At 66.3% G+C, this 23,188-nt stretch carries 16 protein-coding genes and 1 pseudogene; 10 read left to right on the top strand and 7 right to left on the bottom strand.

Annotated elements, in window-relative coordinates; all coding sequences use genetic code 11:
- Position 1 precedes the first annotated feature (1 nt).
- Complete coding sequence (locus AB0J29_RS34380) at positions 2 to 532, bottom strand: NUDIX hydrolase (protein WP_364794932.1); 531 nt, start codon at positions 530 to 532, stop codon at positions 2 to 4.
- Positions 533 to 678: 146 nt separating this feature from the next.
- Here AB0J29_RS34380 and AB0J29_RS34375 point away from each other — a divergent pair, with 146 nt between their 5' ends.
- On the top strand, positions 679 to 951 hold the full coding sequence (locus tag AB0J29_RS34375) for an XRE family transcriptional regulator (RefSeq protein ID WP_364794931.1): 273 nt from the start codon (positions 679 to 681) through the stop codon (positions 949 to 951).
- 3 nt (positions 952 to 954) lie between these two features.
- On the opposite strand, the gene AB0J29_RS34370 is transcribed toward AB0J29_RS34375, so the two are convergent.
- A complete protein-coding gene (locus tag AB0J29_RS34370) occupies positions 955 to 1,596 on the bottom strand; it encodes an endonuclease (RefSeq protein WP_364794929.1) in 642 nt (213 codons plus the stop codon).
- A 421-nt stretch (positions 1,597 to 2,017) separates the two neighbouring features.
- Complete coding sequence (locus tag AB0J29_RS34365) at positions 2,018 to 2,494, bottom strand: IniB N-terminal domain-containing protein (protein ID WP_364794927.1); 477 nt, start codon at positions 2,492 to 2,494, stop codon at positions 2,018 to 2,020.
- A gap of 226 nt (positions 2,495 to 2,720) precedes the next feature.
- Here AB0J29_RS34365 and AB0J29_RS34360 point away from each other — a divergent pair, with 226 nt between their 5' ends.
- The 6 genes from AB0J29_RS34360 (at position 2,721) to AB0J29_RS34335 (ending at position 11,546) form a co-directional block, all read left to right on the top strand.
- Complete coding sequence (locus AB0J29_RS34360; RefSeq protein ID WP_364794926.1) at positions 2,721 to 3,614, top strand: Hsp70 family protein; 894 nt, start codon at positions 2,721 to 2,723, stop codon at positions 3,612 to 3,614.
- The gene (locus tag AB0J29_RS34355; RefSeq protein ID WP_364794924.1) at positions 3,615 to 6,371 is read left to right on the top strand and encodes a LuxR C-terminal-related transcriptional regulator; all 2,757 of its coding nucleotides are present in this window, start codon (positions 3,615 to 3,617) and stop codon (positions 6,369 to 6,371) included. It begins immediately after the preceding gene.
- A 45-nt stretch (positions 6,372 to 6,416) separates the two neighbouring features.
- The gene (locus AB0J29_RS34350) at positions 6,417 to 7,559 is read left to right on the top strand and encodes a hypothetical protein (protein WP_364794923.1); all 1,143 of its coding nucleotides are present in this window, start codon (positions 6,417 to 6,419) and stop codon (positions 7,557 to 7,559) included.
- Between the two features lie 167 nt (positions 7,560 to 7,726).
- Positions 7,727 to 9,091 (top strand): S1 family peptidase, encoded by a 1,365-nt coding sequence (locus tag AB0J29_RS34345; RefSeq protein ID WP_364794922.1) that lies wholly within the window; start codon positions 7,727 to 7,729, stop codon positions 9,089 to 9,091.
- 112 nt (positions 9,092 to 9,203) lie between these two features.
- Entirely contained in the window at positions 9,204 to 10,517 is a 1,314-nt protein-coding gene (locus AB0J29_RS34340; RefSeq protein ID WP_364794921.1) for a S1 family peptidase, read from the top strand.
- A 138-nt stretch (positions 10,518 to 10,655) separates the two neighbouring features.
- Positions 10,656 to 11,546 (top strand): NRDE family protein, encoded by an 891-nt coding sequence (locus AB0J29_RS34335; protein ID WP_364794919.1) that lies wholly within the window; start codon positions 10,656 to 10,658, stop codon positions 11,544 to 11,546.
- A gap of 56 nt (positions 11,547 to 11,602) precedes the next feature.
- Here AB0J29_RS34335 and AB0J29_RS34330 read toward each other — a convergent pair whose 3' ends face one another.
- Positions 11,603 to 12,340, bottom strand: a complete 738-nt coding sequence (locus AB0J29_RS34330) for a hypothetical protein (protein WP_364794917.1) — start codon at positions 12,338 to 12,340, stop codon at positions 11,603 to 11,605.
- A gap of 462 nt (positions 12,341 to 12,802) precedes the next feature.
- On the opposite strand from AB0J29_RS34330, the gene AB0J29_RS34325 reads away from it, so the two are divergent.
- Positions 12,803 to 15,904: a heterodisulfide reductase-related iron-sulfur binding cluster gene (locus tag AB0J29_RS34325; RefSeq protein WP_364794915.1), complete on the top strand. Its 3,102-nt coding sequence runs from the start codon at positions 12,803 to 12,805 to the stop codon at positions 15,902 to 15,904.
- Between the two features lie 218 nt (positions 15,905 to 16,122).
- Here AB0J29_RS34325 and AB0J29_RS34320 read toward each other — a convergent pair whose 3' ends face one another.
- Positions 16,123 to 16,668, bottom strand: a complete 546-nt coding sequence (locus AB0J29_RS34320) for a YdcF family protein (protein ID WP_364794913.1) — start codon at positions 16,666 to 16,668, stop codon at positions 16,123 to 16,125.
- 149 nt (positions 16,669 to 16,817) lie between these two features.
- Between AB0J29_RS34320 and AB0J29_RS34315 the strand changes: the two genes are divergently transcribed.
- A complete protein-coding gene (locus tag AB0J29_RS34315) occupies positions 16,818 to 18,140 on the top strand; it encodes a UDP-glucose/GDP-mannose dehydrogenase family protein (RefSeq protein ID WP_364794911.1) in 1,323 nt (440 codons plus the stop codon).
- A 150-nt stretch (positions 18,141 to 18,290) separates the two neighbouring features.
- Positions 18,291 to 19,631 (top strand): Hsp70 family protein, encoded by a 1,341-nt coding sequence (locus AB0J29_RS34310; protein ID WP_364794909.1) that lies wholly within the window; start codon positions 18,291 to 18,293, stop codon positions 19,629 to 19,631.
- Positions 19,632 to 20,074: 443 nt separating this feature from the next.
- Here AB0J29_RS34310 and AB0J29_RS34305 read toward each other — a convergent pair.
- Positions 20,075 to 21,316, bottom strand: a pseudogene (locus AB0J29_RS34305) (YibE/F family protein); the annotation flags it as partial.
- A 464-nt stretch (positions 21,317 to 21,780) separates the two neighbouring features.
- Positions 21,781 to 23,037 (bottom strand): pyridoxal phosphate-dependent aminotransferase, encoded by a 1,257-nt coding sequence (locus AB0J29_RS34300; RefSeq protein ID WP_364496848.1) that lies wholly within the window; start codon positions 23,035 to 23,037, stop codon positions 21,781 to 21,783.
- Positions 23,038 to 23,188: the final 151 nt, after the last annotated feature.

Below are 23,188 nucleotides of genomic sequence, written 5' to 3'. Positions count from 1 at the left end.
CTCAGCCGAGGTGCCGGTCCCGGTCGGGCTGCCGATCGAGCCACGAGGGTGCGGCCACCGCGGTGTCCGGGTAGCCGAGCGTGGGTTGGCCGTGTTCGAGGTAGACGGCGTGGCCCTCCATGCGGGCACGGAACGCCTGCCAGATACGGCGGGCCGGCTCGCGGCCGGCGAAGCTGTCCGCGGTGTCGACCCGGACCCACTGCCAGCGGTCCAGGTCGCTGTCCCGCAGTCGAACGGCCGATTCGTCGCCGAGTTCGCCGCAGTCGAAGATGTAAACGATCTTGTCGTCCGCTGGTTTCTGCACCCAGTCGTGCACCAGCAGTCGCTGCGGCGGGCGGTCCAGGCCGAGTTCTTCGCGGATCGCGCGGCGACAGGCCGCGGCCGGCGATTCGCCGGGCCCGACAATGCCGCCCGGAACGTACCAATCACAGTGATCGACCGAATGGACGAGCAGCACCTGCTCATCGCGCACGAATAACGCTCCCGCGGCCAGGCTCACCTGGGCGAATGGTTGCGCGTCACGGTCCGGCATCACCTCACGACCTTCCTACGCCCGACGCGGGTTCGGCGGAGTTGCCGCCGTTCGGCCGTACCTGCTGCGACGATGGGCACGGTCTCTCCACTTCTACACCAACAGCGCACAGACGTCCTCGAACAGCTCGAGAAGGTGGGCTAAGCATGGCCGAGAAGATCTTCGACATCGTGTGGGATGCGATCGATGACATCCGGGGCGACGTCGAGAATATGCGGCTGCGGTCGCAGCTGATATTCGAACTGACCGACCGGATCGCGACCAAGGGCTGGAGTCCGGAGGTCGCCGCCGAGCACCTGGGCGTGACCGCCGCGCGGATCTCCGATCTGCTCGGCGGCCGAACGCATCTGTTCAGCCTGGACGCGCTGGTCAATATGATCGCCGCGGCCGGTCTGCGGGTGCAGGTGCAGATCACCTGATCCTCAGGTGGCGGCGAGCACCTGATCGGCGATCTCGCGGTTCAGTCCGACCCGAACCAATGCGGCGGCCAGGTCGGCGGTGTGGTTTTCCGGGGCCAGATCGGCCAAGCGGTCCGGATCGGCCGGAAGTTGGACGCGTTCCGCGCCGCGCAGCGCGCGTTCGTCGAAATGCGGTCGGACCCACGTCCATACATCCTGGACTTCGCGCAGGAAGATATCGCTGCCGGTCGGGCCGATGCCCTGGAACTGTTGCAGCAGTTCGGCGGCGCGGGTCGAGTCGTGCTCGGCTTCGTCGGCGAGTTTGCGCAGGTCGCCGCCGTAGCGGTCCAGCACGCGAGACGCGTTGGCACCCAAGCGCGACGCCGCACTCTCGTCATAGCGCTTGTAATGGGCGCGGTCGAGTGCGTCGACGAGCTCTTGCCAACCAGCATCCGCGACCCGGTTCGGGGTGCGGTACCCGGTACTCACCAACTCCTTGGCCGCTGCGACGGCGATATCGGCGGAGATCCGGGTGCTGAGCAATTCGGCGAGCATGAGTAGTTGGAACAGCGGAGCGGGTTCATCGGCCAGGGTGATACCGGCCTCGGCCGCGTAGCCGCTGCCCGCCCGGTCCAGCAACGCATTCACCACATCTTTTTGAGTCATCGCATGCTCCTGGGTTCGATATCCGGGGCGTACCCAGGGGCCGCGGGTCCACACCTGCGACGGAACCTACGCCGCGCAATCCTTGTCGACGACCGTGCGAGCGACCTGCTGCGGCGCACCGCCGATGAGCCCCGCCGCGGCAGGTGTGCGGCCGCACTGCCCGGTGTGCGCATCGAGCCGCACTGCTCCCGAGATCCGGCAATGCGCCGATCGTGGCCGGTCCGCAGCATCCGGCCGAGGATTACTCCAGTAGCAGGCTGAGGGTGCCTTCGGTGCTGCGGGCCGCGGTGAGTTGGTCGGCCAGGGGGTGGCGGGCGCGAGCGCGCCATGTGCGCACCGCGGCAGCGGTACTGCGGGCGGTTGAGCATTCACCGCGGGGTCCCCATCGAACCTCTTCCGTACAAATAGCCGCCGGGACCGCTCAGTGCAGGAAGGCGTCGCCGCCGAGATCGATGCCGGCAGGTCCGGCCAGATCGGTACCTGCATGAGTTTCGCTGTGTCCGGTGACCGACGTGTCCAGATGCGAACCGGCCGAACTGTCGAGTCCGGAACCGAAGGCATTCGAAACGTCCAGCGACCACCAGGTATTCACGGTGGACCCGACGGGCGAGGAAGCAGCACCGGTCACTGGGAAACCGGCGTGACCGCCCAGATCCGCGGTGCCCGCGATCAGAGCCGATTCGGCGACCAAGGGGGCGACGGCGGCGATATCCTCTGGCGTCACGGCGAGCAAACCGGCAGCTGCCAGCGCCTGTCCGGGGTTGGCGCAATACCCCACCGCGGCCTCGTGGTCCCGGAGCAGGTCGAGAATGAACTCCAGAATCGCGTTGGGTGTCATCGAAATCATCTCCTGGATGAGCGGATCCTCGCGATCCGCGGTCGTTGGAATGCATTTCACGCTAGGAACGCTCGGCGTTGCCCGAAACGGGGCGCACCCCTAGCACGCACCGCACGTTCCGATTAGGGGCACCCGAACCATTAGGGGAATTTCCCCACACCTTCCCGAGTAAGTAACGGGTGATGCACAGCAACCGACAGAAGTGGTGCGGCTGACAGGTCCTCTCCACCTTCCCGTCAACACAACAGCGGCTACCGGGCACACAGTTTTCGAACGGGGTTCTCGAATGACAGAGCGTCTGGCGCTCGGCATCACTGTCGGAGTGTCGAATTCGGTCGCCGTGGCGACCCCGGGGGATGGCAGCGACTACGACAGGGGCCACTCCGGCAACACTGTCATCGCCCATCCGAGTGCGTTGCGTCCGAACCCGCACGCGGCGCCCGCATTCGACAGCGGTGCCCGTCCCCCCGGAAGGCACTCCAGTGGCGTAGTCCTCGAGGGCTTCCCCGCCCTGGTCGGCGATCCGGTGGATATCCTCGCCGAGGACGGAACCGCCCACTCCGCAGCGGATCTCGTGGCCACCGCGGTCGGCTGCCTGATCGATGAGATCGGAGGCGGCACCGGGCACACGATGGCCGCCTGCCATTCGGCGTGGCGGTCGCGACATACCTTCGACGTGCAGCGGGCCGCGCTGAATCGGGCGGGCCCGCGCGAAGTGCCCCTGGTTCCCGAGCCCACCGCGTCGGTGCGTTGGCTGGCGGCCGCGCACGGCCCGCTCGGCGATGACACGGTTGTCGTTGACGATCTCGGCGCATCGAGCCGCACGGTCTCGGCGGTCCGCACCGGCGCACCGGCGGCCGCACTCGGCGCCCCATTGCGTACCGCCGATGTCACCGGCGCCGAATTCGATCTCTTGACCATTCGCTACGTCCTGGCAAACGCATTGAACGGAAAGGATTTCGATCCGTTCGATCCGGTGGTCGAACGGGAATTGTCGGCATTACGTGATCGCTGCCGATATGCGAAAGAAGAGCTTTCCACAAATACCGTGACGGTTGTCCCGATCCGTTTGAACCCTGCCGATCACCGTGCCGCCGCTGCCGACCGGCGCCGTGGACACCCTCGGCGACATCGTCGCCGGCGTCATATCCGCACTGCCCAAATCCCCGGAGGCAGATAAATGGGTGATATCGCCTTCGACACGCTGCCCTGCGCGCGCGAGATCTTCCGCGAACTGGACTCCGCGGACCAGGAACCGGTCGTCTATCTGATTCGGGGCCGCTCCGGCTCCGGCAAATCCACCCTCCTCTCGATGATCCGAGCCCGGCTGCGCACCAACGGCATCCCGTTCCAAGACGATCCGGTGCTGCCCGAACACCTTGCGCTGCATGCCGACTCGCTCGACGGAGCGCACACACCGGCGGACGGCCAGCACGGTGACGGGCGGCACCTCGGCCACGGCGATCCGTACCACAACCGAAGACCGGGCAACGGCGCGGCACACACCGCCGGCGACGGACACCGAACCCGCACCGCCGAAGAAATCAACACCATCCAACGCACCGATAACGCAACCAACAATCGGACCCAACCGATCCGCCGCACCGATGGCGCACGCCCACCACGCCAGGCCCTGATCATCGACAATGCGCACACGCTGAGCGAATCGGATCTCGAATCCCTCTGCGCGACCATCGAATCCGGCCGCTATACCGTCATTGTCGCAACCCAGCCGCGCCCGCACGATCCGCGACTGCGCGCCCTTGCCGACACCGTCGCCCGCCGCGGCCGGGTGGCCGAACTGCGCGCACTCGGCGTCTGCGATATCGCACCGTTCGCCCGCGAGCTGGGCATGGCGGTGCCGCGCCCGGTCGCCCAGCACATCCATCGCCAGACCGGGGGCAGCCGCGGTGGCGTGGTCGCGGCGCTGACCGCCGCTTGCTCGGCCCGCCTCGATGCCGGCATCCGCGCCGTCGACGACTCCGTCGCCGCCTGGGCCCGCGCCCTCCTGGACGATCTCGAGCCGGATCTGCTGGAGACCCTGGTCGTGGCGACCACCGGCACCGGTCTGGACTCCACCGAACTCACCGAGGTCCTCGGCGTAGACACCGCCGCGGCCCAAGACCTGATCGACCGGGCCAGGGCCAGCGCGCTGGTCACCGATGCCGATCTGCTGCTCGAGCCCGCCATCGCGCCGCTGCGCACCCTGCTCGGCGACCGCCGCTTCGTGGCCGTGCAGCGTCGCTTGCTCAATGCGCGACTGGACGCGGGTCTGCTGCGCGATCACACCGCGCTGCTGCTCGCCGAATCCGGTGTCCGCGACCAGCGCCTCGCCGAATTCCTCTGCACCGCAGCCGAAAAGGCTGGACGCGAGGCCGTGCGCTACTACGCCGCCGCGGCGGCGACCGGTGCCGATCCAGACGTCATCGCGCTGCGCTGGGCGGAAGCGGCCGCATGTACCGGCGACGGCGATACGGCCATGCGACTGGCCGAGCCCCTGCTGGCCCGCCCGGGTGTCACCGGCGCGGAACTCGCTGCGGCCGTGCGGATCTGCGCCGCGGTGCTGACCCGCCGCGGTCTGGTCGGGCGCGCCGCGCAGCTGTATTCCTGGCTCGGCGCGCACCGCGTCGGCGCGGATTGGGCGGTCGGCGCGACCGTGCAGTATCTCGCCGGTGATGCGGCGGCCGCCACCGAGCTGTCCGAATCGGCGACGCAGTGGCCGCCGACCGAGGCCAACGCGCACGCCCGCCTGATCGCCACCGCACTCTCGCGTACCATCATCGAACACGAAACCGGCACTGCTGCAGCCGTATCCGCGCTCATCCAGGCTGCGCAGGCCGATGCGGGCACCGATCGGTTCCTGCCGTGCACCGCGGTCTCCATCGCGACGCTGCTGTGCCTGAGCACCGGTGAACCGCGCCGCGCCGGTGAGGCGCTGCGCCGGGCCACCACCAGCGGCCTGCGCTGTCATCAGTTGCAGGTGCTCACCGCCTTGGCCGCAATGCTCGGCGGCAACGAACAGGTCGCCGCGGCCACCGTCGCCGCACTGCACATGGATTCACTCGATATCCGCGACCGCCTGCTCGCGCACAGTGTCGCGGTCGGTCTGGCCCGCCGTGGGGGCGACCATGCCGCACTCACCCGCGCCTGGCGGGCCGCCTATCCACTCTTCGACGATGTGGACGCCGACCTGCTGACCCTGCTGCCGGTCGGTGAACTGTGGCTCGCGGGCATCCGGTTGCGCGACGAGCGCCGGATCGCACCGCTGGTCGATGCCTGCCGCGCGCTGCTGCGGCGGCTCGACCAGCCGCCCGCCTGGGCCAATGCCTTCCATTGGTACGGCGTGCAGGCCGCGATCGCGCACGAGAGCCCGCAGGAACTGCTCCCGCACGCCCGACTGCTGAAGGCCGCGGCCGAGGCCGGTGACCGGCATGCCGCGATCCTCGCCGACGCGGGCCGCACCTGGGTGCTGGTGCTGCGCGGTCAGATCGACGCGGCCCCGGTGCAGTCGGCGGTGGCCGGACTCAGCGAGATCGGCCTGACCTGGGATGCCGCCCGGCTCGCGAGCGATGCCGCACTCGCCGCCGACGATTCCGCGACCGCGACCGCACTGCTGAAACTCGCCAGAACCGTCCGGGCCGACGCCCGTCCGCAGGAGCCCGCGGTCCGACCGCCCGCACCCGCCGCCGCGGGCGACGGCAAGGCCGCCGCCCCGGAACCGGTCGCCGGCGCGGCGATGCTCAGCGAACGCGAACGTGAGGTCGCCGAACTCGTCCTACTCGGCTTGACGTACCGGGAAATCGGTGCTCGCCTGTATATTTCCGCCAAGACCGTGGAGCATCATGTCGCGCGTATCCGACGCCGGATCGGTGCTCGATCCCGTTCGGAGTTATTGTCGATGCTCCGCGCCATGGGACACGGCTCACTGCTGGTGTGATCGGGGCGCGCGCCGATCCGTGACGCCGAAGCGAGGTATTTGACGATGGCCACTGGGGTGGGCCTGCGCATCGCCGAGGACAACTGCACAGCGGCCATCGTCACCGATCACGGCGAACCGACATTCATCGTGCGCGAGTCGATCCTGCACATGTCCGATGACGGCGACACCGTTCTCGGCGGACCCGTCCCGGCCGGGCACACGCATTCGATCACCGGTTTCGCCGCCGCGGTCGGCGATCCGGCCGGTATCACCGTCGACGACGGCGCGGCCTACCGGGCCGAGGACCTCGTTGCGACCGCACTGTTCTGCCTGATCAATCTGACCGCCGAACATCTCAACGGCGCCGCCGAGTTCTACGCCGCCTACCCCGCCGGCTGGACGTCGCAGTACGTCCTCGCGCTCCGCGACGCACTGGACTACCTGGGCCTGAAGTCGGTATTGCTGGTCAGCGAGGGCGATCTCCCCGGCAGCAACGCCGTCGCACCGGAATATTCCTACGCCTACGACGCCGCGCGCGCCGCGCTGGCCGCGGTGCTGGCGACCCCGGCGGGCGCGACCCCGCCGGATCCGAGCGACGCCGAGAACTCGACCGTCGACACCGATGTGATCCCGGCGACGCCCGAGGTTGCGCCGCAGGCCTATTCGGCGGCGATGCCGGCCGCCGCACCGCTGGTCGAGACGACCGCGGTCGAGGCGAGCACACCCGAGCCGCCGCCGGCCGCACCCCCCAAGAAAGATCGCGGCACACCGCTGCTGATCGCGGTCGCGGTCGGCATCGGCCTGATACTCGGCGGTATCGGCTTCGCCATATTGTTCCGTGATCCGGGCCCGACCCCGGTACCGCCGGTGCCCGACGCCAAATCCGATCAGGTCTCGACGAGCCCGACCCCGCAGCCGCCGGTGGAGCTACCGACCGAGCCGATGACCACGCCGCCGACCATCGAACCGCCTGTGGTCATCACCAGTAGCGAACCGGAGCCCACCGAGACGTCGACCACGACACCACCGACCACCACATCCGAACCGACCACGACGACCACGACGACCACGACGACACCGCCGACCTCCACCCGGCCGAGCCGGACCACGACCACCCGGCCCGGCTTCCCCATGTGGACGCCTCCGACGTGGACGCAACAGCCGTGGCAACAGCCTTTTACCTACGAGTTGGCACCCCCCAGTTGATTTCACAGCGACCTAGTCGGGTTTGTGCCTTAAAGTGATCGGCTGACCGGTGTAGTCGGGAGAGTTTGCGGCCATCAGGTCTGATGCTGACGAAGACTGTGCGCCAACGGATTCAGCCCATGGCCCACGGATGTAGCTGGCACACCCCGTGCCGACGAAGGGACTTCATGCGCAAGTTGGTGGCGCGCAGCGCCGCGGTCAAGGCAGCCACGATCGGATTCGCCGCGACCGTTCTCATCGCACCCCTGCTCGTCACCACCGCCGCTTCGGCCGAACCGACAGCGCCAGGGCAGCTTTCCGCCGAGAATCTGCCGCCCGAACTCGCCGAGGCCATTTCCCGCGATCTGAAGATGACGCCCGCGGAGTATCTGGAACGCGCCGCCAAGGCCCAGGAGCTCAGCGAATACGCGGGATCGTTCCGCAGCGAGCGCCCCGATACCTACGCCGGCGCCTGGCTCGGCACCGACGGTAAGCCGGTCGTCGCGGTCACCTCGGTCGACGCCGCCAAGATCGCCGCGGCCGACGGCTACCAGACCCGCCTGGCCCCTATCTCGGCAGACGGTCTGGAGAATTCGCTGATGCAGCTGAATCAGTGGATCAACGCGCTGCCCAAGGAGATCTCCCAGTCGATCAACTCCGTCGCCATCGACTTCCTCAACAGCCAGCTGGTGCTGTCGGTGGCCAATACGCCGGTCGGCCACGCGCTGAACCTGCCGACCCTGATCGCCAACGTCAAGGTCATCCTCTCGCCCAATAGCGGCGGCCCGATCGAGCGCCGTCCGATGGGCGGCGACACCTACATCACGGCGCCGACCTCGCTGAAGGACACCTCGGTGCGCGGCGTCGATGTCTGCTCGTTCGGCTTCAACAGTGTGGACGCGGCGGGTAACGCGCTGAATATCAGCGCGGGCCACTGCGACCCGAACCTGGAAAAGGGCGACCAGCAGGCCACGGTCTACCTGCCCAATGTCAAGGACATCCCGAACAGCATCGAGCTCGGCACCTTCGTCTCGGCGCGCCTCGGCGGCCCGACCGCGCTCGACTACTCCGTCATCAAGCTCAACGAGCGCTCGGTCCGTGCGGGCATGGACCAGCCGTCGGTGCGCGGCGCCAACGGCACCACGCTGACCATTACCGGTACCGCCGAGCCGGTTACCGGCGCACCGGTCTGCAAGTCGGGCCAGTCCTCCACCTTCACCTGCGGGTTCGTGGTGGCCGATCGGGTCGAAACCCAGCTGTACACCGCCGAGGGTGTGAGCAAGACCGTGCGCGGCTTCGCCAGCTCGGCCTGCACGCTCGGCGGCGACAGCGGCGGCGCGATCGTCTCGGGTACGCTGGCCCTCGGCATCACCAGCGGTTCCAATGCGGCCGACGCACCCAACTGCAATGAAGCCAATGTCGCACTCGCGCAGTACGGCGGCACCGCGACGCTCGGTATTCCGATCCGCTCGATCCTGGCCGATATCGACGCGTCCGCCGCCGGCGGCGTCGGCACCGGCATCGCGCTGCGGACCCGTCCGAACGCCGGGTGAGATGGTTTGCGGGACATTGTATTTCCGACAAACCGACGGCCAGTCGATTAGTGAGACGAACAACATCACGACACAAGTAGGCATAACCGCCCGGACACCTTAAGGTATGGGAATGCTCCTGGCACGTATAGGTCAGTTCCGATCAGCTGCGCGACAGACCCGGGTCCGAAAAACAGTTATCGCCGCCTCGGCGGCGATTCTGCTGTTCGGTCCAACGGCGGCAGTAGCGAGTGCACAACCCGACCAGCCGGCCCTTCCCGCCGACCTGATCGCCGCGGTCGCGCGCGATTTGAAGATCTCCCCCGAGGAGTACCTGCACCGGGCAGATCTGGCCCAGCAGGTCGCGGCCTTCGCCACCACGGCGCAGCGCCAGTTCCCGCAGGTCTTCGCGGGTTCGTGGATCGATGACGGCGGCAAGGCGGTCGTGGCCCTGGCACAGGGTCCCGGCGCCGATGAGGCCCGCAAGGCGGCCACGTCGGCCGGCTTCGAGGTCCACAATGTCGCCAAGAGCGAGGCAGCGCTGCGCGGTGAGAAGAGCGCCTTCGAGCGCTGGCTCGAGGGACAGCCCGAGGCGGTCTCCGCGCTGGTGCGCGGTGTGGTGGTCGATCCCGTCAACAACAGCATCGCGGTGCGGGTCGAGCAGGCCGGCCTGCCGATGCCGAACTTCATCGACCCGTCGCGGGTCATCGTGACGGCCCCGCCGGTCGCCGGTGAGCAGTTGCAGGCCACCCCGGTCGCGGGTGCGATGCAGACCGGTCCGCTGGCCGGTGGCGACGGCTTCGCTTCGATCGCCGGACGCACGTCGCTGCGCTGCTCGCTCGGCTTCAACGGCACCGACCGGGCCGGTAATGTGGTGAACATCACTGCGGGCCACTGCAATCCCGACATTGCCTCGGCGGGCTCCGGAAATGCGGCCGGCGTCTACGAGCTGGCCGGTGATCGGCCGGGTGCGCAGCTGGGCACGTTCCAGAAGTCGGTGCTCGGCGCCCAGGACTACTCGATCATCCGGATCAACGATCAGGCCAAGGACCGGTTCTCGAACAACCTCGTGCGCCAGCCCGGCCAGCCGATCGCGATCGACGGCGTCGCCGTTCCGGTGGTCGGTGCCCCGGTCTGCAAGTCCGGTGCGCGCACCGGCTTCAGCTGCGGCATCGTCAACGCGGTGGACCAGACCGTGCAGGTCGGCGACCGGGAGCTCACCCAGGCATTCTCCGCCAATATCTGCGCCCTGCCCGGTGACAGTGGCGGTGCGATCGTCTCCGGCCGGATGGCACTCGGTATCTCCAGCGCGTCGTCGGTGGCCGACTTCCCGATCTGCGAGATCCCGAATCTGATCGGCGCTCTCACCGGGAATGCGCCACAGCTGTTCGCGCAGCCGGTCAGCGTGGTTCTTTCGGATAATCCGGGCCTGAAGGTAAACAACTAGCAGGAGCCTTCGAAAAGGCCGGCAGCGGCGACGCTGTCGGCCTTTTCGCTGTCCTTGGGGGTCCCCACTGCATCTGCGTCGCCCGAGTGCGCGCAAATGCCCGGTGCGGCCCGGCGACCTTCCGGCATCCTGGAATGCATGTGCTTGGTGTTGATCGGTTGGCGGGTGCATCCGGAGTATCGATTGATCGTCGCGGCCAACCGCGACGAGTTCTACTCGCGCCCGACCGAGTCGATGCGCTGGTGGTCCGAGGTACCCGGGCTGCTGGCCGGGCGCGATCTCGGGGCGCTGCGCAAGGTCGCGGGCGATCCGCCGGGTACCTGGCTCGGGTTGTCGCGGGAAGGCAAGGGCCGCAATCGTTTCGCCACCGTGACCAATGTGCGCAATCCGAAAGACGAACGCGGCGAGGCGCGTTCGCGCGGTGCGCTGCTGATGGATTTCCTGCGCGGCATCGGCGACCGGCACATGGCGGAACCGCCGGGCCCGGAAAGGTACGTGCTCGACGTCGCCGCCGCCCCCGACGACTACAACGGCTACAACGTGCTGGTCTCGGACCTCGAATCGCTGTGGTGGCATTCCAACCGCAGCGCGCTACCGCCCCAGGAGCTGACGCCGGGCTTCCATGGCGTATCCAACGGCATATTCATGACCTCGGTCATACCGAGCCCATCGGCGGCATTCGAAGCGTCCCAGCCCATTTGGCCCAAGGTGCGCGGCGGTCTCACCGACTTGCGCGCGGTGGTCGAATCGGACCCCGGCAATGTCGCGCGCTACTTCGAGGTGCTGGCCGATCGCACCGAGGCACCCGACGATCTGTTGCCGCGCACCGGAGTTCCGCTGCGGCGCGAGCGCACGCTCTCGGCCAGATTCATCGCCAACTCGATGCACGGAACCAGGGCGAGCACGGTATTGCTGGTGCGTGAGGACGGCTCGTTCGAGATGGCCGAGCGCTCGTTCGGGCGGTTCGGGCGCGGCGACGGCGAGGAATCCTTCAGCGGCAGTTTGGATCTGCGCGAACGCCAGGTCTGAAAACACAAAACCGGCCTGCCCTCCAGAGAGAGCAGGCCGGTCGAGCTCGCTTCGAGCTAGTTCGGCTGCTGAGCCGACGCGGGAGCCGCCACCGGCTTCTCGGCCCACTTGGTGGTGCCGTCGGGCGCCTGGATGGTGTTGAGCAACTCAACGCCCGCAGCGATCAGCGTCGGACCACCAACGGCGATGGTGCCGAGGATGCCGCCGATGCCCGCGCCGATCGGCAGACCCGCGAGGCAGCCGACACCGAACAGCGGGAGCCCGAGGACGCAGCCTACGACCGCACCGATCGCGGTACCGACGAATCCACCGACCGCGCTCGCGATGCCGAAGTTGCTCGAGAATTCATTTTGCGCACGCTGGTTTTCGATCGGCGACGCAATGTCCTTGGCCATGACCGGCTTCGCGACGATCGGCTTATCGGAGACGACGAGATCCGCCGGCTTCTCCGGGGTGACCTCGAGTACCGTCGCGTCGTTCTTCATTTCCGCTTTGACCGGCACGAGTTTGCCGTCGACATCCACGTTCAGCGGGAATGAGACGAGGGTGTTGCCCTTGTCGTCCCGAACGTTGGCGACCGTGGTCTTCGGATCGTCTTCGGTGGCGCCGGCCTCGTCGGTCAGCGAGAAGGTTCCCCCCTTGAGCGTCGCCACGACGGTCTTGTCCACCAACTTGACGGAGTAATTGACGCCGGGATCAGCCGGGGCGACCGGCTCGGCATGCGCGGTCCCCAGACCGAAGGTCATCGCGCCGATTACCATCGTGGCAGCCGCGGTGGTGCTGCGGAGATTCATTCAGTTTCCAATCCAAATCAGGTTGTCCACGCGCCGCCTCCGTACACGCGAGAGCACTCATCAACCCGAGGTGGTTGGACCTCGGATTCTCCCCGAGCGGTGTGAAGACATGCACATCAAACAGAACGTTGTGAGCGTAATCGAATCGACATGAAGATGCGAGATCGGTTGCGCATACCGTGATCTCGGCGTGACTAAGCCTGTTCCTATCGCCGATCGGACACCGTGCGCTATTTACCGTGGTTGTCACCCGAACTCGCACGTTCATTGCGCGATCTTCGTGAGATCCCTCACAGGCAGATTCCAGGTCAAGCCCCAGAAAGTAGGGGCATTGGCCAGTCGCAGATCGTACGATAGACAAGTAAGTTACCGATGGGTAACTTACTTGCAGTTAGTATACGAGCCAACCGGGTGGCCAGATCGCCACCCACACTCGTGTTGCCTCTAAAGAAAGGTCGCGACATGAATGCCCTGACAGTGACGCTGGGCACGATTGGTGTGGCGTTCAGCCTGTTGGGTTGGGCATCATTCATCGGCGGCGTCGGCACAATGACCCGCGCGATCATGATCGGCCAACCCGCGCCGGATCGCTGGCGGCCATTCTTCCCGCGCCTGAAGACGATGATCGTCGAATTCCTGGCCCACACCCGGATGAACAAATTCCGCACGGTGGGCTGGGCGCACTGGCTGGTGATGATCGGCTTCCTCGGCGGCATGATCCTGTACTTCGAGGCGTACGGGCAGACCTTCGATCCCGAATTCCACTGGCCGATCATCGGCAGCTGGGGCATCTACCACCTCTGGGACGAAGTGCTCGGCATCGGCACCGTGATCGGCATCCTCGTGCTGATCGCCATTCGCCAGCTCAACCACCCGCGGGTGCCCGCGCGGCTGTCGCGATTCAGCGGTTCCCGGTTCGGCCCGGCCTATGTCATCGAGGCGATCGTATTCATCGAGGGCATCGGCATGGTCATGGTGAAGGCGGGCAAGATCGCCACCTATGGCCACTCCGAGGTGTGGACCGACTTCTTCACCATGCAGGTGGCCAAGCTGCTGCCGTCCAGCGTGGCCATGGTCTCCGTGTTCGCGTTCATCAAGATGGTTTCGGGCAGCACCTTCCTGCTGCTGGTCGGTCGCAATATCAACTGGGGTGTCGCCTGGCACCGGTTCGCGGCCTTCTTCAACATCTACTTCAAGCGTGAGGACGACGGCGGCGTCGCACTGGGTGCCGCGAAGCCGATGATGTCCAAGGGCAAGCCGGTCGATATGGAGACCGCCGACCCGGATGTCGACACCTTCGGCGCGGGCCGGGTCGAGGACTTCTCCTGGAAGGGCTGGCTGGACTTCACCACCTGTACCGAATGCGGTCGCTGCCAGTCGCAGTGCCCGGCCTGGAATACCGGTAAGCCGCTTTCGCCCAAGCTGCTGATCATGTCGCTGCGCGACCACGGTGTCACCAAGGCGCCGTATCTGCTGGCCGGCGGCCGCAAAGATATGGGCGGCGACGAGATCGGCCTGGTCGATGGCGACGGCAAGCCCAATGCGGCGAAGCTGGCCAAGATCTCCGAGGTGGCCAAGGCCGAGGCGGAGCGTCCGCTGGTCGGCGGCGAGGATGTCAACGGCATCATCGATCCCGAGGTGCTGTGGAGCTGCACCACCTGTGGTGCGTGCGTCGAGCAGTGCCCGGTCGATATCGAGCATGTCGATCACATCATCGATATGCGCCGTTACCAGGTGTTGATCGAGTCGGAGTTCCCCTCCGAGTTGGCCGGATTGTTCAAAAACCTGGAGAACAAGGGCAACCCGTGGGGCCAGAACGCCAAGGACCGGCTGAACTGGATCAACGAACTCGACTTCCAGATCCCGGTATTCGGCCAGGATGCGGACTCCTTCGACGGATACGAGTACCTGTTCTGGGTCGGCTGTGCGGGTGCGTACGAGGATCGTGCCAAGCGCACCACCAAGGCCGTCGCGGAGCTGTTGGCCACCGCGGGCGTCAAGTTCATGGTGCTCGGTGCCGACGAGACCTGCACCGGTGACTCCGCGCGCCGGGCTGGTAACGAATTCCTGTTCCAGCAGCTCGCGCAGCAGAACATCGAACTGCTGAACTCGGTTTTCGAGGGTGTCGAGCAGTCGCGCAAGAAGATCGTCGTCACCTGTGCGCATTGCTTCAACGCACTGAACAATGAATACCCGCAGGTCGGCGGCACCTACGAAGTGGTGCACCACACCCAGCTGCTGAACCGGCTGGTGCGTACCAAGCAGCTGATCCCGGTCGCCTCGGTATCGCAGAATGTCACCTACCACGACCCGTGCTACCTGGGCCGGCACAACAAGGTCTACAACGCGCCGCGCGAGTTGATGGCGGCCTCCGGCTCCACCCTCGTCGAAATGCCGCGCCACGGTGAGCGTTCCATGTGCTGTGGTGCCGGTGGCGCACGGATGTGGATGGAAGAACAGCTCGGTAAGCGCATCAATATCGATCGCGTCGACGAGGCGCTGTCCACCTTGAACGGTGGCAACGAACCGTCCAAGATCGCGACCGGCTGTCCGTTCTGCCGCGTCATGCTCACCGATGGTGTCACCGCCCGCAAGGATGGCGGCGAGGTGGGCCAGGGTGTCGAGGTCGTCGATGTCGCGCAGTTGATGCTCGACGCCATCGACCGGGTCGACCCGTCGAAGCTCACCGAAAACCTGACCGTGGTGCAGGAACCGAAGCTGGCCCCCGAGCCGGAACCGGTTGCCGCCGAACCCGAACCGTCCCCCGCCGCCGCAGCGCCCGCCGAATCCAAGGCGGCTCCAGCCGGTGGTGGTCTGGCGATGAAGGGCGGCGGCAAGGCACCCGGTGGTCCAGGCATGAAGGGTGCGGCCAAGGCCCCAGGTGGTGGGCTAGGTATGAAAGGTGCCGCGAAGGCACCCGGGGCAAAAGCAACCCCGGCTCCGGCCGCCGACACCGCGTCAGCGGAGACCGCTGCTCCGACCGCACCCGTCAAGGGCCTCGCGATGAAGGGCCCCGCCAAGGCACCGGGCAAGGGCCTTGGCATGAAGGGTGGTGCTAAAGCGCCTGGAGCCAAGGCGACTCCCACGCCGGACGCCGCCGCCGAAGCGGCTCCCACCGAGGCACCGGCCGCACCTGCGGTCAAGGGTCTGGCAATGAAGGGTCCGGCGAAGGCACCGGGCAAGGGTCTCGCGATGAAGGGCGCGGCCAAGGCACCCGGGGCCAAGGCACCGGCACCCTCGGCTGAAGCCACCCCGGCAACGGAAACCCCGGCCACCGAACCGGTTTCGACCCCCACCGAAACCAAGCCGTCCATCCCCGCCAAGGGCCTGGCCATGAAGTCCGGCTTCAAACGCCCCGGCCCCAAGGCCCCCGGCACGGCCACCCCGGCACCATCGGCCCCCGCCGAACCGGCCCCCGCCACCCCGGAAACCGCAACGCAATCCGCCGACGAACCGGACCAGCCAGCCAACGGCAATGGCTCCGCCGCGGTGACACCCCCACCCGCCAAGCCCGGCGGCCTCGGCTTCAAATCCGGCGCCAAGGCCCCCGGCCGCAAGAACTGACGGGTAAGCGGAAATAAACGATCGGCCCGGGTGCGCACAGCGCATCCGGGCCGAATCTCTTTCTAGCGCGATCAAACGATCGCGGGCGTGACCGGTCAGCCACATCACCATCTGAAGACAGGCTGACGGCCGGTCGTACACCAACAAGTCGTCCAAGAACGGGAGTTCGGTGGCTACTTCCTCACGCCGAAAATCAAACCCGCCTGCACTTGGAGTGCCTAACAGTCTTCGAAGAGCGCTTTGACGTATCCGGCGGACTGGTAGACGTAGTCGTAAGCCCACCGGGCGACCGATAGCCGCGGCCGCGGGTCGACCATGAGCACCTCACCGTCCCAACATTTCCCGAGGATGTAGCGGGCCCGCGAGATATGCGGCGTGAAGGTTATGACAATGACTCGACGCCAACCTTCCGACGCGGCGAGTTCGGCGAGTTCGCGCCCCTCACCGCGCGTGGTGCGCGGCGACGGATCGAAGCAGGTGACCTGAAAGCTGTAGCGGCTGTGGCAGATTCGATTCACCAGGGCGCTGTTTTCATACGGATCCGAGAAAAGCACCCGTGGTGCGTAACCCTCGCTGGCCAGCCGCAGTCCCAGCTTCTCGCGCCCATCATGCGCGCCACCGAGTACCAGGATCGCATCGGCTTTCGCGGGTACATCGACCTTGGGCCGGACGTACACCGGCCACAGACCCGCGACCAACGCCACCACCACAACGCCGAGTACCACCCAGGCGCTGCGGGCCCGGAATTTGCGCTGGCGTCGCACGAGATCGATCGTAACCGGGCAGGCACCGAATGAGTTTGCGCAGTTCAGACCGCTATCCGCAATCCACGTCGCCACTTGTACATCTGCTGTTGCCGAGGCCATTGCCGCACCGACGTGGGGCGGCCATCGGCGGGACCTATCAATCGATCATGCGATGCACAGTCTTCGGAACCGGGTATCTCGGGGCCACGCACGCGGCATGCATGGCCGAACTCGGACACGATGTGATCGGCGTGGATATCGATCCGGGCAAGGTCGCGAAGCTGTCCGATGGTGTGGTGCCGTTCTATGAACCCGGGCTCGAGGAGGTGCTGCGCCGGAACCTGGATGCCGGTCGGCTGCGGTTCACCACCTCGTACGCGGAGGCCGCCGACCACGCCCAGGTGCATTTCCTCGGGGTCGGGACACCGCAGAAGAAGGGCGAATACGCCGCGGACCTGAAATATGTGCACGCCGTGGTCGATACGCTCGCACCGCTGCTGGAGCGGCCGACGGTGATCGTCGGGAAGTCGACGGTGCCGGTCGGGACCGCCGCGGTATTGGGTGCGCGAGCCCGCGCGCTCACCGACGCCGAGGTCGAGGTGGCCTGGAATCCGGAATTCCTGCGTGAGGGTTTCGCGGTGAAGGACACGCTACGCCCGGATCGATTAGTGCTCGGTGTGGATCGCGAGCGCGAAAACACCGCCTGGGTAGAGGATCTGGTGCGCGAGATCTACGCGGACCTGATCGCGGCCCAGGTGCCGTTCCTGCTGACCGATCTGGCCACCGCCGAATTGGTCAAGGTCTCCGCGAATGCCTTTCTCGCGACCAAGATTTCCTTCATCAACGCCGTCTCCGAGGTCTGCGAGGCGACCGGTGCGGATGTGACCATGCTGGCCGACGCACTCGGCTACGACGCGCGCATCGGCCGCCGATTCCTCAATGCCGGACTGGGTTTCGGCGGCGGCTGCCTACCCAAGGACATCCGCGCGTTCATGGCGCGCTCCGGTGAACTCGGCGCCGATCACGCAGTGGCTTTCCTGCGCGAGGTCGACAACATCAATATGCGCCGGCGCACCAAGATGGTCGATATGGCCGCACGGGCCTGCGGCGGATCGCTGCTCGGCGCCAATGTGGCGGTGCTCGGTGCGGCCTTCAAACCCGAATCCGACGATGTGCGTGATTCACCCGCGCTCAATGTGGCCGGGATGATCCAGTTGCACGGCGCGGTCGTGACGGTGTACGACCCGAAGGCGGCGGAGAATTCGCGACGGATCTTCCCCACCTTGAATTACGCGACCTCGGTAACCGAGGCATGTGATCGCGCCGATGTGGTGCTGGTGCTGACCGAGTGGGACGAATTCGTCACATTGCGTCCGCAAGACCTCGATGTGGTGGTTCGCAAACGGTCGATCATCGACGGCCGGAACTGTCTCAATCGTGCCACCTGGAGAGACGCCGGATGGATGTACGCCGGACTGGGTACACCGTAGAGTTGCTTGTGACACGGGGGCGGCGCCAGGACGATCAGGTCCTGCCTTCGGGTCTGTCGGACGTCGGCGGTAGGGTCCCGAGAGCGGGCCGATCCACCGGCGGGCGGCGCAGGCCCGCATGTCGTGATGTGTGAACGGGATAGGCAGCTGATGAGTTCGGTTCTGGGAGTTTCGGTGGGGGCCGGCGCCGTCCGTATGGCGAGACCACACACCGCGAGCCCCAACAGCGCCATCGCACCGCATTCCTTCGATCTGCAGACCATTCCGGTCGTCGAACGCCAAGTCGAGGAGTTGGCCGCCGAGGCGATCGGCGTCACGCTGGAATCCATGCCCGGCATCGCGGCCACCGCGATCGCCTACCGCAGTGAACAGCATGCCAAAGCGCTGCGCGCGGCCATGGCACGTCAGCAACTCACCAATTACGAACTGGTACCCGAAATTATCGCGGCGGTCGAATTCGCGCAGGCCACCGGGGATATTCGCGACATCTCGTCACTCGTCGTCTACGACCTCGGCAGCTCCGGACTGACGGTCAGTGTCGTCGACACCGAGACCCGGGAGATCCGGCACAGCGAACGCACCAGCGATATCAGCGGTGACTACCTGGATTCGCTGATCCGCGAACAGCAGATCGCCTCGGGCCGAATCGCGCATCCGCCGGATTCAGCGGGGCTGGCCGCCCTGGACGCACTGTGCCGCGAGGCCAAGGAACAACTGTCCACGAATACCGCCGTTGCGCTGCCCAGCGAACAGGGTCTGGTGCTGCTGGCCCAGGAGAACTTCGAATCCCTCATCACGTTGGCGATCGAATCGTCGGCCCGGATGGCCCGCGATGTCATCGTGCGCTCGGATCGTCCGGTACACGGTGTGCTCGCGATCGGTGGATGTGCGCGAATTCCGCTGATCGCCAAGGTACTCGAACGCTGGATCAATGTGCCGGTCATCGTTCCCGACAGCCCGGAAACGGTGGTCACCCGCGGTGCCGCCCTGATGGCGCGTCCGGTGCGCCCGGTTACCCAGACCCCACAGCGGCACGCGCCCGCCGCGGATTCGATGCTCGACGATGATGAGCTCTCGCCTGCCTGGCTGTCCGCACCACCCAAGCGACGCCGCGGCAAGCGGGAAATCAATGGTGCGGTGCTGACCGTCAGCGCACTGGCGGTGGTCGCCGCGATCGGACTCGGACTCGGTTACGGTCCACAGGTTCTCACGCGCGATTCGCAGAGCAGTGAACCGCCGACCTCGGTCGCCCCGACCAGCCCGCCGCGCACCACCACCCTCGATCCGCAGATCGCCGTCGCTCCGGCCAGCACCCCCGAATCCGCCGAATCGGTCGCCGCCCCACCCCCGCGCCGCATGACAACTACCGAGGCCCCCACACCGACACCCGGCCCGAATACCATTGTCGTACCAGGGCTTCCGCCGATCGTGGTGCCGACGATTCCGCCCGAGCTCTTCCCCTTCCCGGCGCCGACACCCGCACCGCGCTGACCTGGTTACCTACTGCGCAAGCCCTTTTTCGTCGCGGCGCAGGTGCGCGGTGACCAAAGGCACTATGTGGTGCGAACTCGCGCATTCAGCACCGGTTACCCGCGGTCGCCCCATGTGCCTTCGTATCCGCGAGAATCGGGGCGGCGGTAATCGCGGGGATCAGAGTCGTAATCGGGTGCGTAGTCCGGTGATTCGGCGCTGCGGTAGCCGCGATCGCGGTCGTATGCGCGGGGATTCGCGGGCTGGTCGTGCCAGGAGACCTGCCTGTTCGAGCCGGTGCCCAGCTCGTTGTCCCAGGATTGATCCGAGATCCGCCGACGTCCGGTGTCTCTGGTATCGGTGGCGACTCCCCCGCTCGACTTGGCCGGACGCGCCGAACCGCCGGAGCGCCGGGCCGATCCGGATGACTCGGACTTCGCATGACGCGAGCGCCGGGCGGGGGCAGCGGGTTCGGGCTTGCGGCCGAAGGGACGGGCGAGCATGACGGCGATGGCGGTGGTCAACGGGACCGAAAGGGCCAGCGCGATACCGCCGACGGAGGAGCGGGCGATTTCGATGGCGACGGCGTCACCGGTCAGGACGTCGCGGATGGAGCGGCCCGCGACGCTGAACAGCAGTAACAGCGGCAGCGCGCCACCGGCATAGGCCAGCACCAGGGTGTAGACCGTGCTCGCGATATGGTCCCGGCCGACGCGCATGGCCGCGGCGAAAATCTCGCGGCGCGAGGCGGATTCGTCGATGGCGGCGAGTTCGAAGGCGGCCGAGGCCTGGGTGATGGTGACATCGTTGAGTACGCCGAGCGAACCGATAATGAAGCCCGCCAGCAGCAGGCCGGTAATGCTGACGTGCTGAATGTAGGTGGCGACGTTGGTGTTCTGTTCCTCGGATAGTCCGGTCAGATGCGTGATATCGATGGCGATCCAGGACAGCACCGCCGCGACGATCATCGATGTCAGCGTGCCGAGCAGCGCCGAACTGGTGCGCAGATTCACGCCGTGCGCGAGATACAACACGGCATACAGGATCATCGCACCCGCTACCAACGCGACCGGAATGGCGGGTTTGCCGTCCAGCAGCGCGGGCAGCATGAACAGCACGAGCACCGCGAAGGCGAAGATCAGGCCGAGCAGTGCCCGCAGTCCGCGCCAGCGCGCCACCACAATGACCACGATCACGAAGGCCAGCACGATCAGGGTCAGCGGCAGCCCGCGCGAGTAGTCCTCGAACGAGTACAGCGGCATCCCGCTCGGATCGGTCTGCCGGACGATGCGGATGTGGTCACCGGCGTGCAGATCGGGTTGTCCCGGGCCGGGCGCGATTTCGAACAGCGTGTGATTGCCCTCGTGCGGACCTGAATCGATGCTGATCAGACTGCGCTGACAGGTATAGCCGGCGGCGCGCGGCTGCTCGGGCTTATCGATGAACACCTTGCCGATCGAACTGCTGCCGCAGGCACCGACGTCCTGCATCACCACGGTTCCGGCCTCGGTCTGCACCGCGCCACCGCCCGCGTTCTGCATCGGCAACGGGATATCGATGTGCTGACTGCTCGGCCACAGCACGATCGCGGCGATCACGACCAGAGCGCCGATCGCGGCGAGCAGCCCGACGACCACACGGGCCGCGGTCGCGCCGATCGCGATCGGGCCGGAATGGTCGTGGTGATGGTGGTGGTGATCACTCATGACGCTGCCTCGACGCTCGGCCCCGTGGTGCGCGCGGCGCGCGGTGTTGTCGGTCGCTGGCTCACCGGACTCCTACCTTTTCGTCTGTAGTCCCGGGTGCGAGCTTAAAGGATTTCATTTTCAAGATCGGCTCACGGACCGGCAGCGAACAGCGGGCAGCCAGGAAAGGATTCCGAATGGAAGATCGGGAGGGGCGGCGGAGAGCAGGGGGATGTCTCCGCCGCCCGCAGGTCGGCGCCCAGGGGGGTAGGCAGCCTGACCCGAAGTCAGGTTGTCCAGGGGGGGTAGACAACTTGACCGGGCACTCGAAGTGCCAAGAGACACTGTACACAAAAGGTCTCGTTTAGCGCTAGCTAGTAACCAAAACTCTCAAATATCCGTACGCGGGGTATGTTTTGGCCCCAGAAGCGGGGCGATCCGGTAGCTCAGCGCACGCTGGTTAGGGGGTGCGGACCGCCCGGCCGCTATTGCCGGTAACTCGACAAGAAGTTCCCGAAGCGCTCGATGGCCACCGCGAGATCCCGTGCCCACGGCAACGTGACAATCCGCAGATGATCATGATTCGGCCAATTGAACCCGGTGCCCTGCACCATCAAGATCTTCTCCTGCAGCAGCAGATCCAGGATCAGCTTCGAGTCATCGCGGATTTCATAGACGTTCGGATCCAACTTCGGGAATGCGTAGAGCGCACCCTTCGGCTTCACACAGGAAACGCCCGGGATCATATTCAGCCGCTCCCATGCGACATCGCGCTGCTCGAGCAGTCGCCCGCCGGGCAGGATCAGATCCTCGATGCTCTGATGTCCGCCCAATGCCACCTGAATCGCGTGCTGCGCAGGCACATTCGGGCAAAGCCTCGTCGAGGCGAGCAGATCGATGCCCTCGAGGAAACCAGCCGCATGCTCCTTGGGGCCGGTGATCGCCAACCAGCCGGAGCGGTAGCCCGCGACCCGGTAGGCCTTGGAGAGTCCGTTGAAGGTCAGGCAGAGCAGATCGGGTGCGAGCGTCGCAAGCGAAATATGCTTGGCATCGTCGTAGAGGATCTTGTCGTAGATCTCGTCGGCGAGCAGCAGCAACTGATGCTTGCGCGCAAGATCGGCCAGCTGCTGCAACACCTCGGTGGAGTACACCGCGCCGGTCGGATTGTTCGGATTGATCACCAGCAGCGCCTTGGTCTTGGCGGTGATCTTCGATTCGATATCGGCGATATCGGGCTGCCAGCCGTTGGATTCGTCACATAGGTAGTGCACCGGGGTACCGCCGGCCAGGCTGGTCATGGCGGTCCACAGCGGATAGTCCGGCGCCGGGATGAGCACCTCGTCACCGTTGTCGAGCAGCGCCTGCATGGTGATGGTGATCAACTCGGAGACGCCGTTGCCGAGGTAGACATCATCGACATCGAGTTCGGGAAAGCCGGGGACCAGCTCATAGCGGGTCACGATGGCCCGCCGGGCCGAGAGAATGCCCTTCGATTCCGAGTAGCCCTGGGCATACGGCAGCGCGGCGATGATGTCGCGCATGATCACATCAGGCGCCTCGAATCCGAACGGCGCGGGATTGCCGATATTCAGCTTGAGGATGCGATGTCCCTCCGCCTCCAGCCGTGCCGCATGCGCGCCCACCGGTCCACGAATTTCGTAGAGGACGTTCTGCAGCTTCGTGGATTGCTCCAGTGCGCGCGGCGGATGGTGCGGTGGATTGCTAGGACTCACCCTGTCCATGGTGCCATCTGTATTTTTGGCAGCGCCTTCGGCGCTGCGTGTTCGCGGCCCCCTTCTGTCTCGCGTCCGAGCCGTCGAGACTCGCGACTTCGTCGCATGCGCTTCGACGACACGGACGCGAGACGGGCCGCGAACGGGTCGCCCGGCAGAA

This window comes from Nocardia sp. NPDC049707 (genome assembly GCF_040674855.1).
Taxonomy (GTDB): domain Bacteria; phylum Actinomycetota; class Actinomycetes; order Mycobacteriales; family Mycobacteriaceae; genus Nocardia.
This window is presented reverse-complemented; position numbering and strand designations above follow the sequence as displayed.

What these genes read in the sequence shown, in the direction of transcription:
- AB0J29_RS34315 (WP_364794911.1), top strand. Translation starts at nt 16,818, where the DNA reads ATGCGATGCACAGTCTTCGGAACCGGGTATCTCGGGGCCACGCACGCG.
- AB0J29_RS34310 (WP_364794909.1), top strand. Translation starts at nt 18,291, where the DNA reads ATGAGTTCGGTTCTGGGAGTTTCGGTGGGGGCCGGCGCCGTCCGTATG.
- AB0J29_RS34300 (WP_364496848.1), bottom strand. Translation starts at nt 23,037, where the DNA reads ATGGACAGGGTGAGTCCTAGCAATCCACCGCACCATCCGCCGCGCGCA.
- AB0J29_RS34340 (WP_364794921.1), top strand. Translation starts at nt 9,204, where the DNA reads ATGCTCCTGGCACGTATAGGTCAGTTCCGATCAGCTGCGCGACAGACC.
- AB0J29_RS34325 (WP_364794915.1), top strand. Translation starts at nt 12,803, where the DNA reads ATGAATGCCCTGACAGTGACGCTGGGCACGATTGGTGTGGCGTTCAGC.
- AB0J29_RS34345 (WP_364794922.1), top strand. Translation starts at nt 7,727, where the DNA reads ATGCGCAAGTTGGTGGCGCGCAGCGCCGCGGTCAAGGCAGCCACGATC.
- AB0J29_RS34335 (WP_364794919.1), top strand. Translation starts at nt 10,656, where the DNA reads ATGTGCTTGGTGTTGATCGGTTGGCGGGTGCATCCGGAGTATCGATTG.
- AB0J29_RS34355 (WP_364794924.1), top strand. Translation starts at nt 3,615, where the DNA reads ATGGGTGATATCGCCTTCGACACGCTGCCCTGCGCGCGCGAGATCTTC.
- AB0J29_RS34375 (WP_364794931.1), top strand. Translation starts at nt 679, where the DNA reads ATGGCCGAGAAGATCTTCGACATCGTGTGGGATGCGATCGATGACATC.
- AB0J29_RS34360 (WP_364794926.1), top strand. Translation starts at nt 2,721, where the DNA reads ATGACAGAGCGTCTGGCGCTCGGCATCACTGTCGGAGTGTCGAATTCG.
- AB0J29_RS34350 (WP_364794923.1), top strand. Translation starts at nt 6,417, where the DNA reads ATGGCCACTGGGGTGGGCCTGCGCATCGCCGAGGACAACTGCACAGCG.
- AB0J29_RS34380 (WP_364794932.1), bottom strand. Translation starts at nt 532, where the DNA reads ATGCCGGACCGTGACGCGCAACCATTCGCCCAGGTGAGCCTGGCCGCG.
- AB0J29_RS34330 (WP_364794917.1), bottom strand. Translation starts at nt 12,340, where the DNA reads ATGAATCTCCGCAGCACCACCGCGGCTGCCACGATGGTAATCGGCGCG.
- AB0J29_RS34370 (WP_364794929.1), bottom strand. Translation starts at nt 1,596, where the DNA reads ATGACTCAAAAAGATGTGGTGAATGCGTTGCTGGACCGGGCGGGCAGC.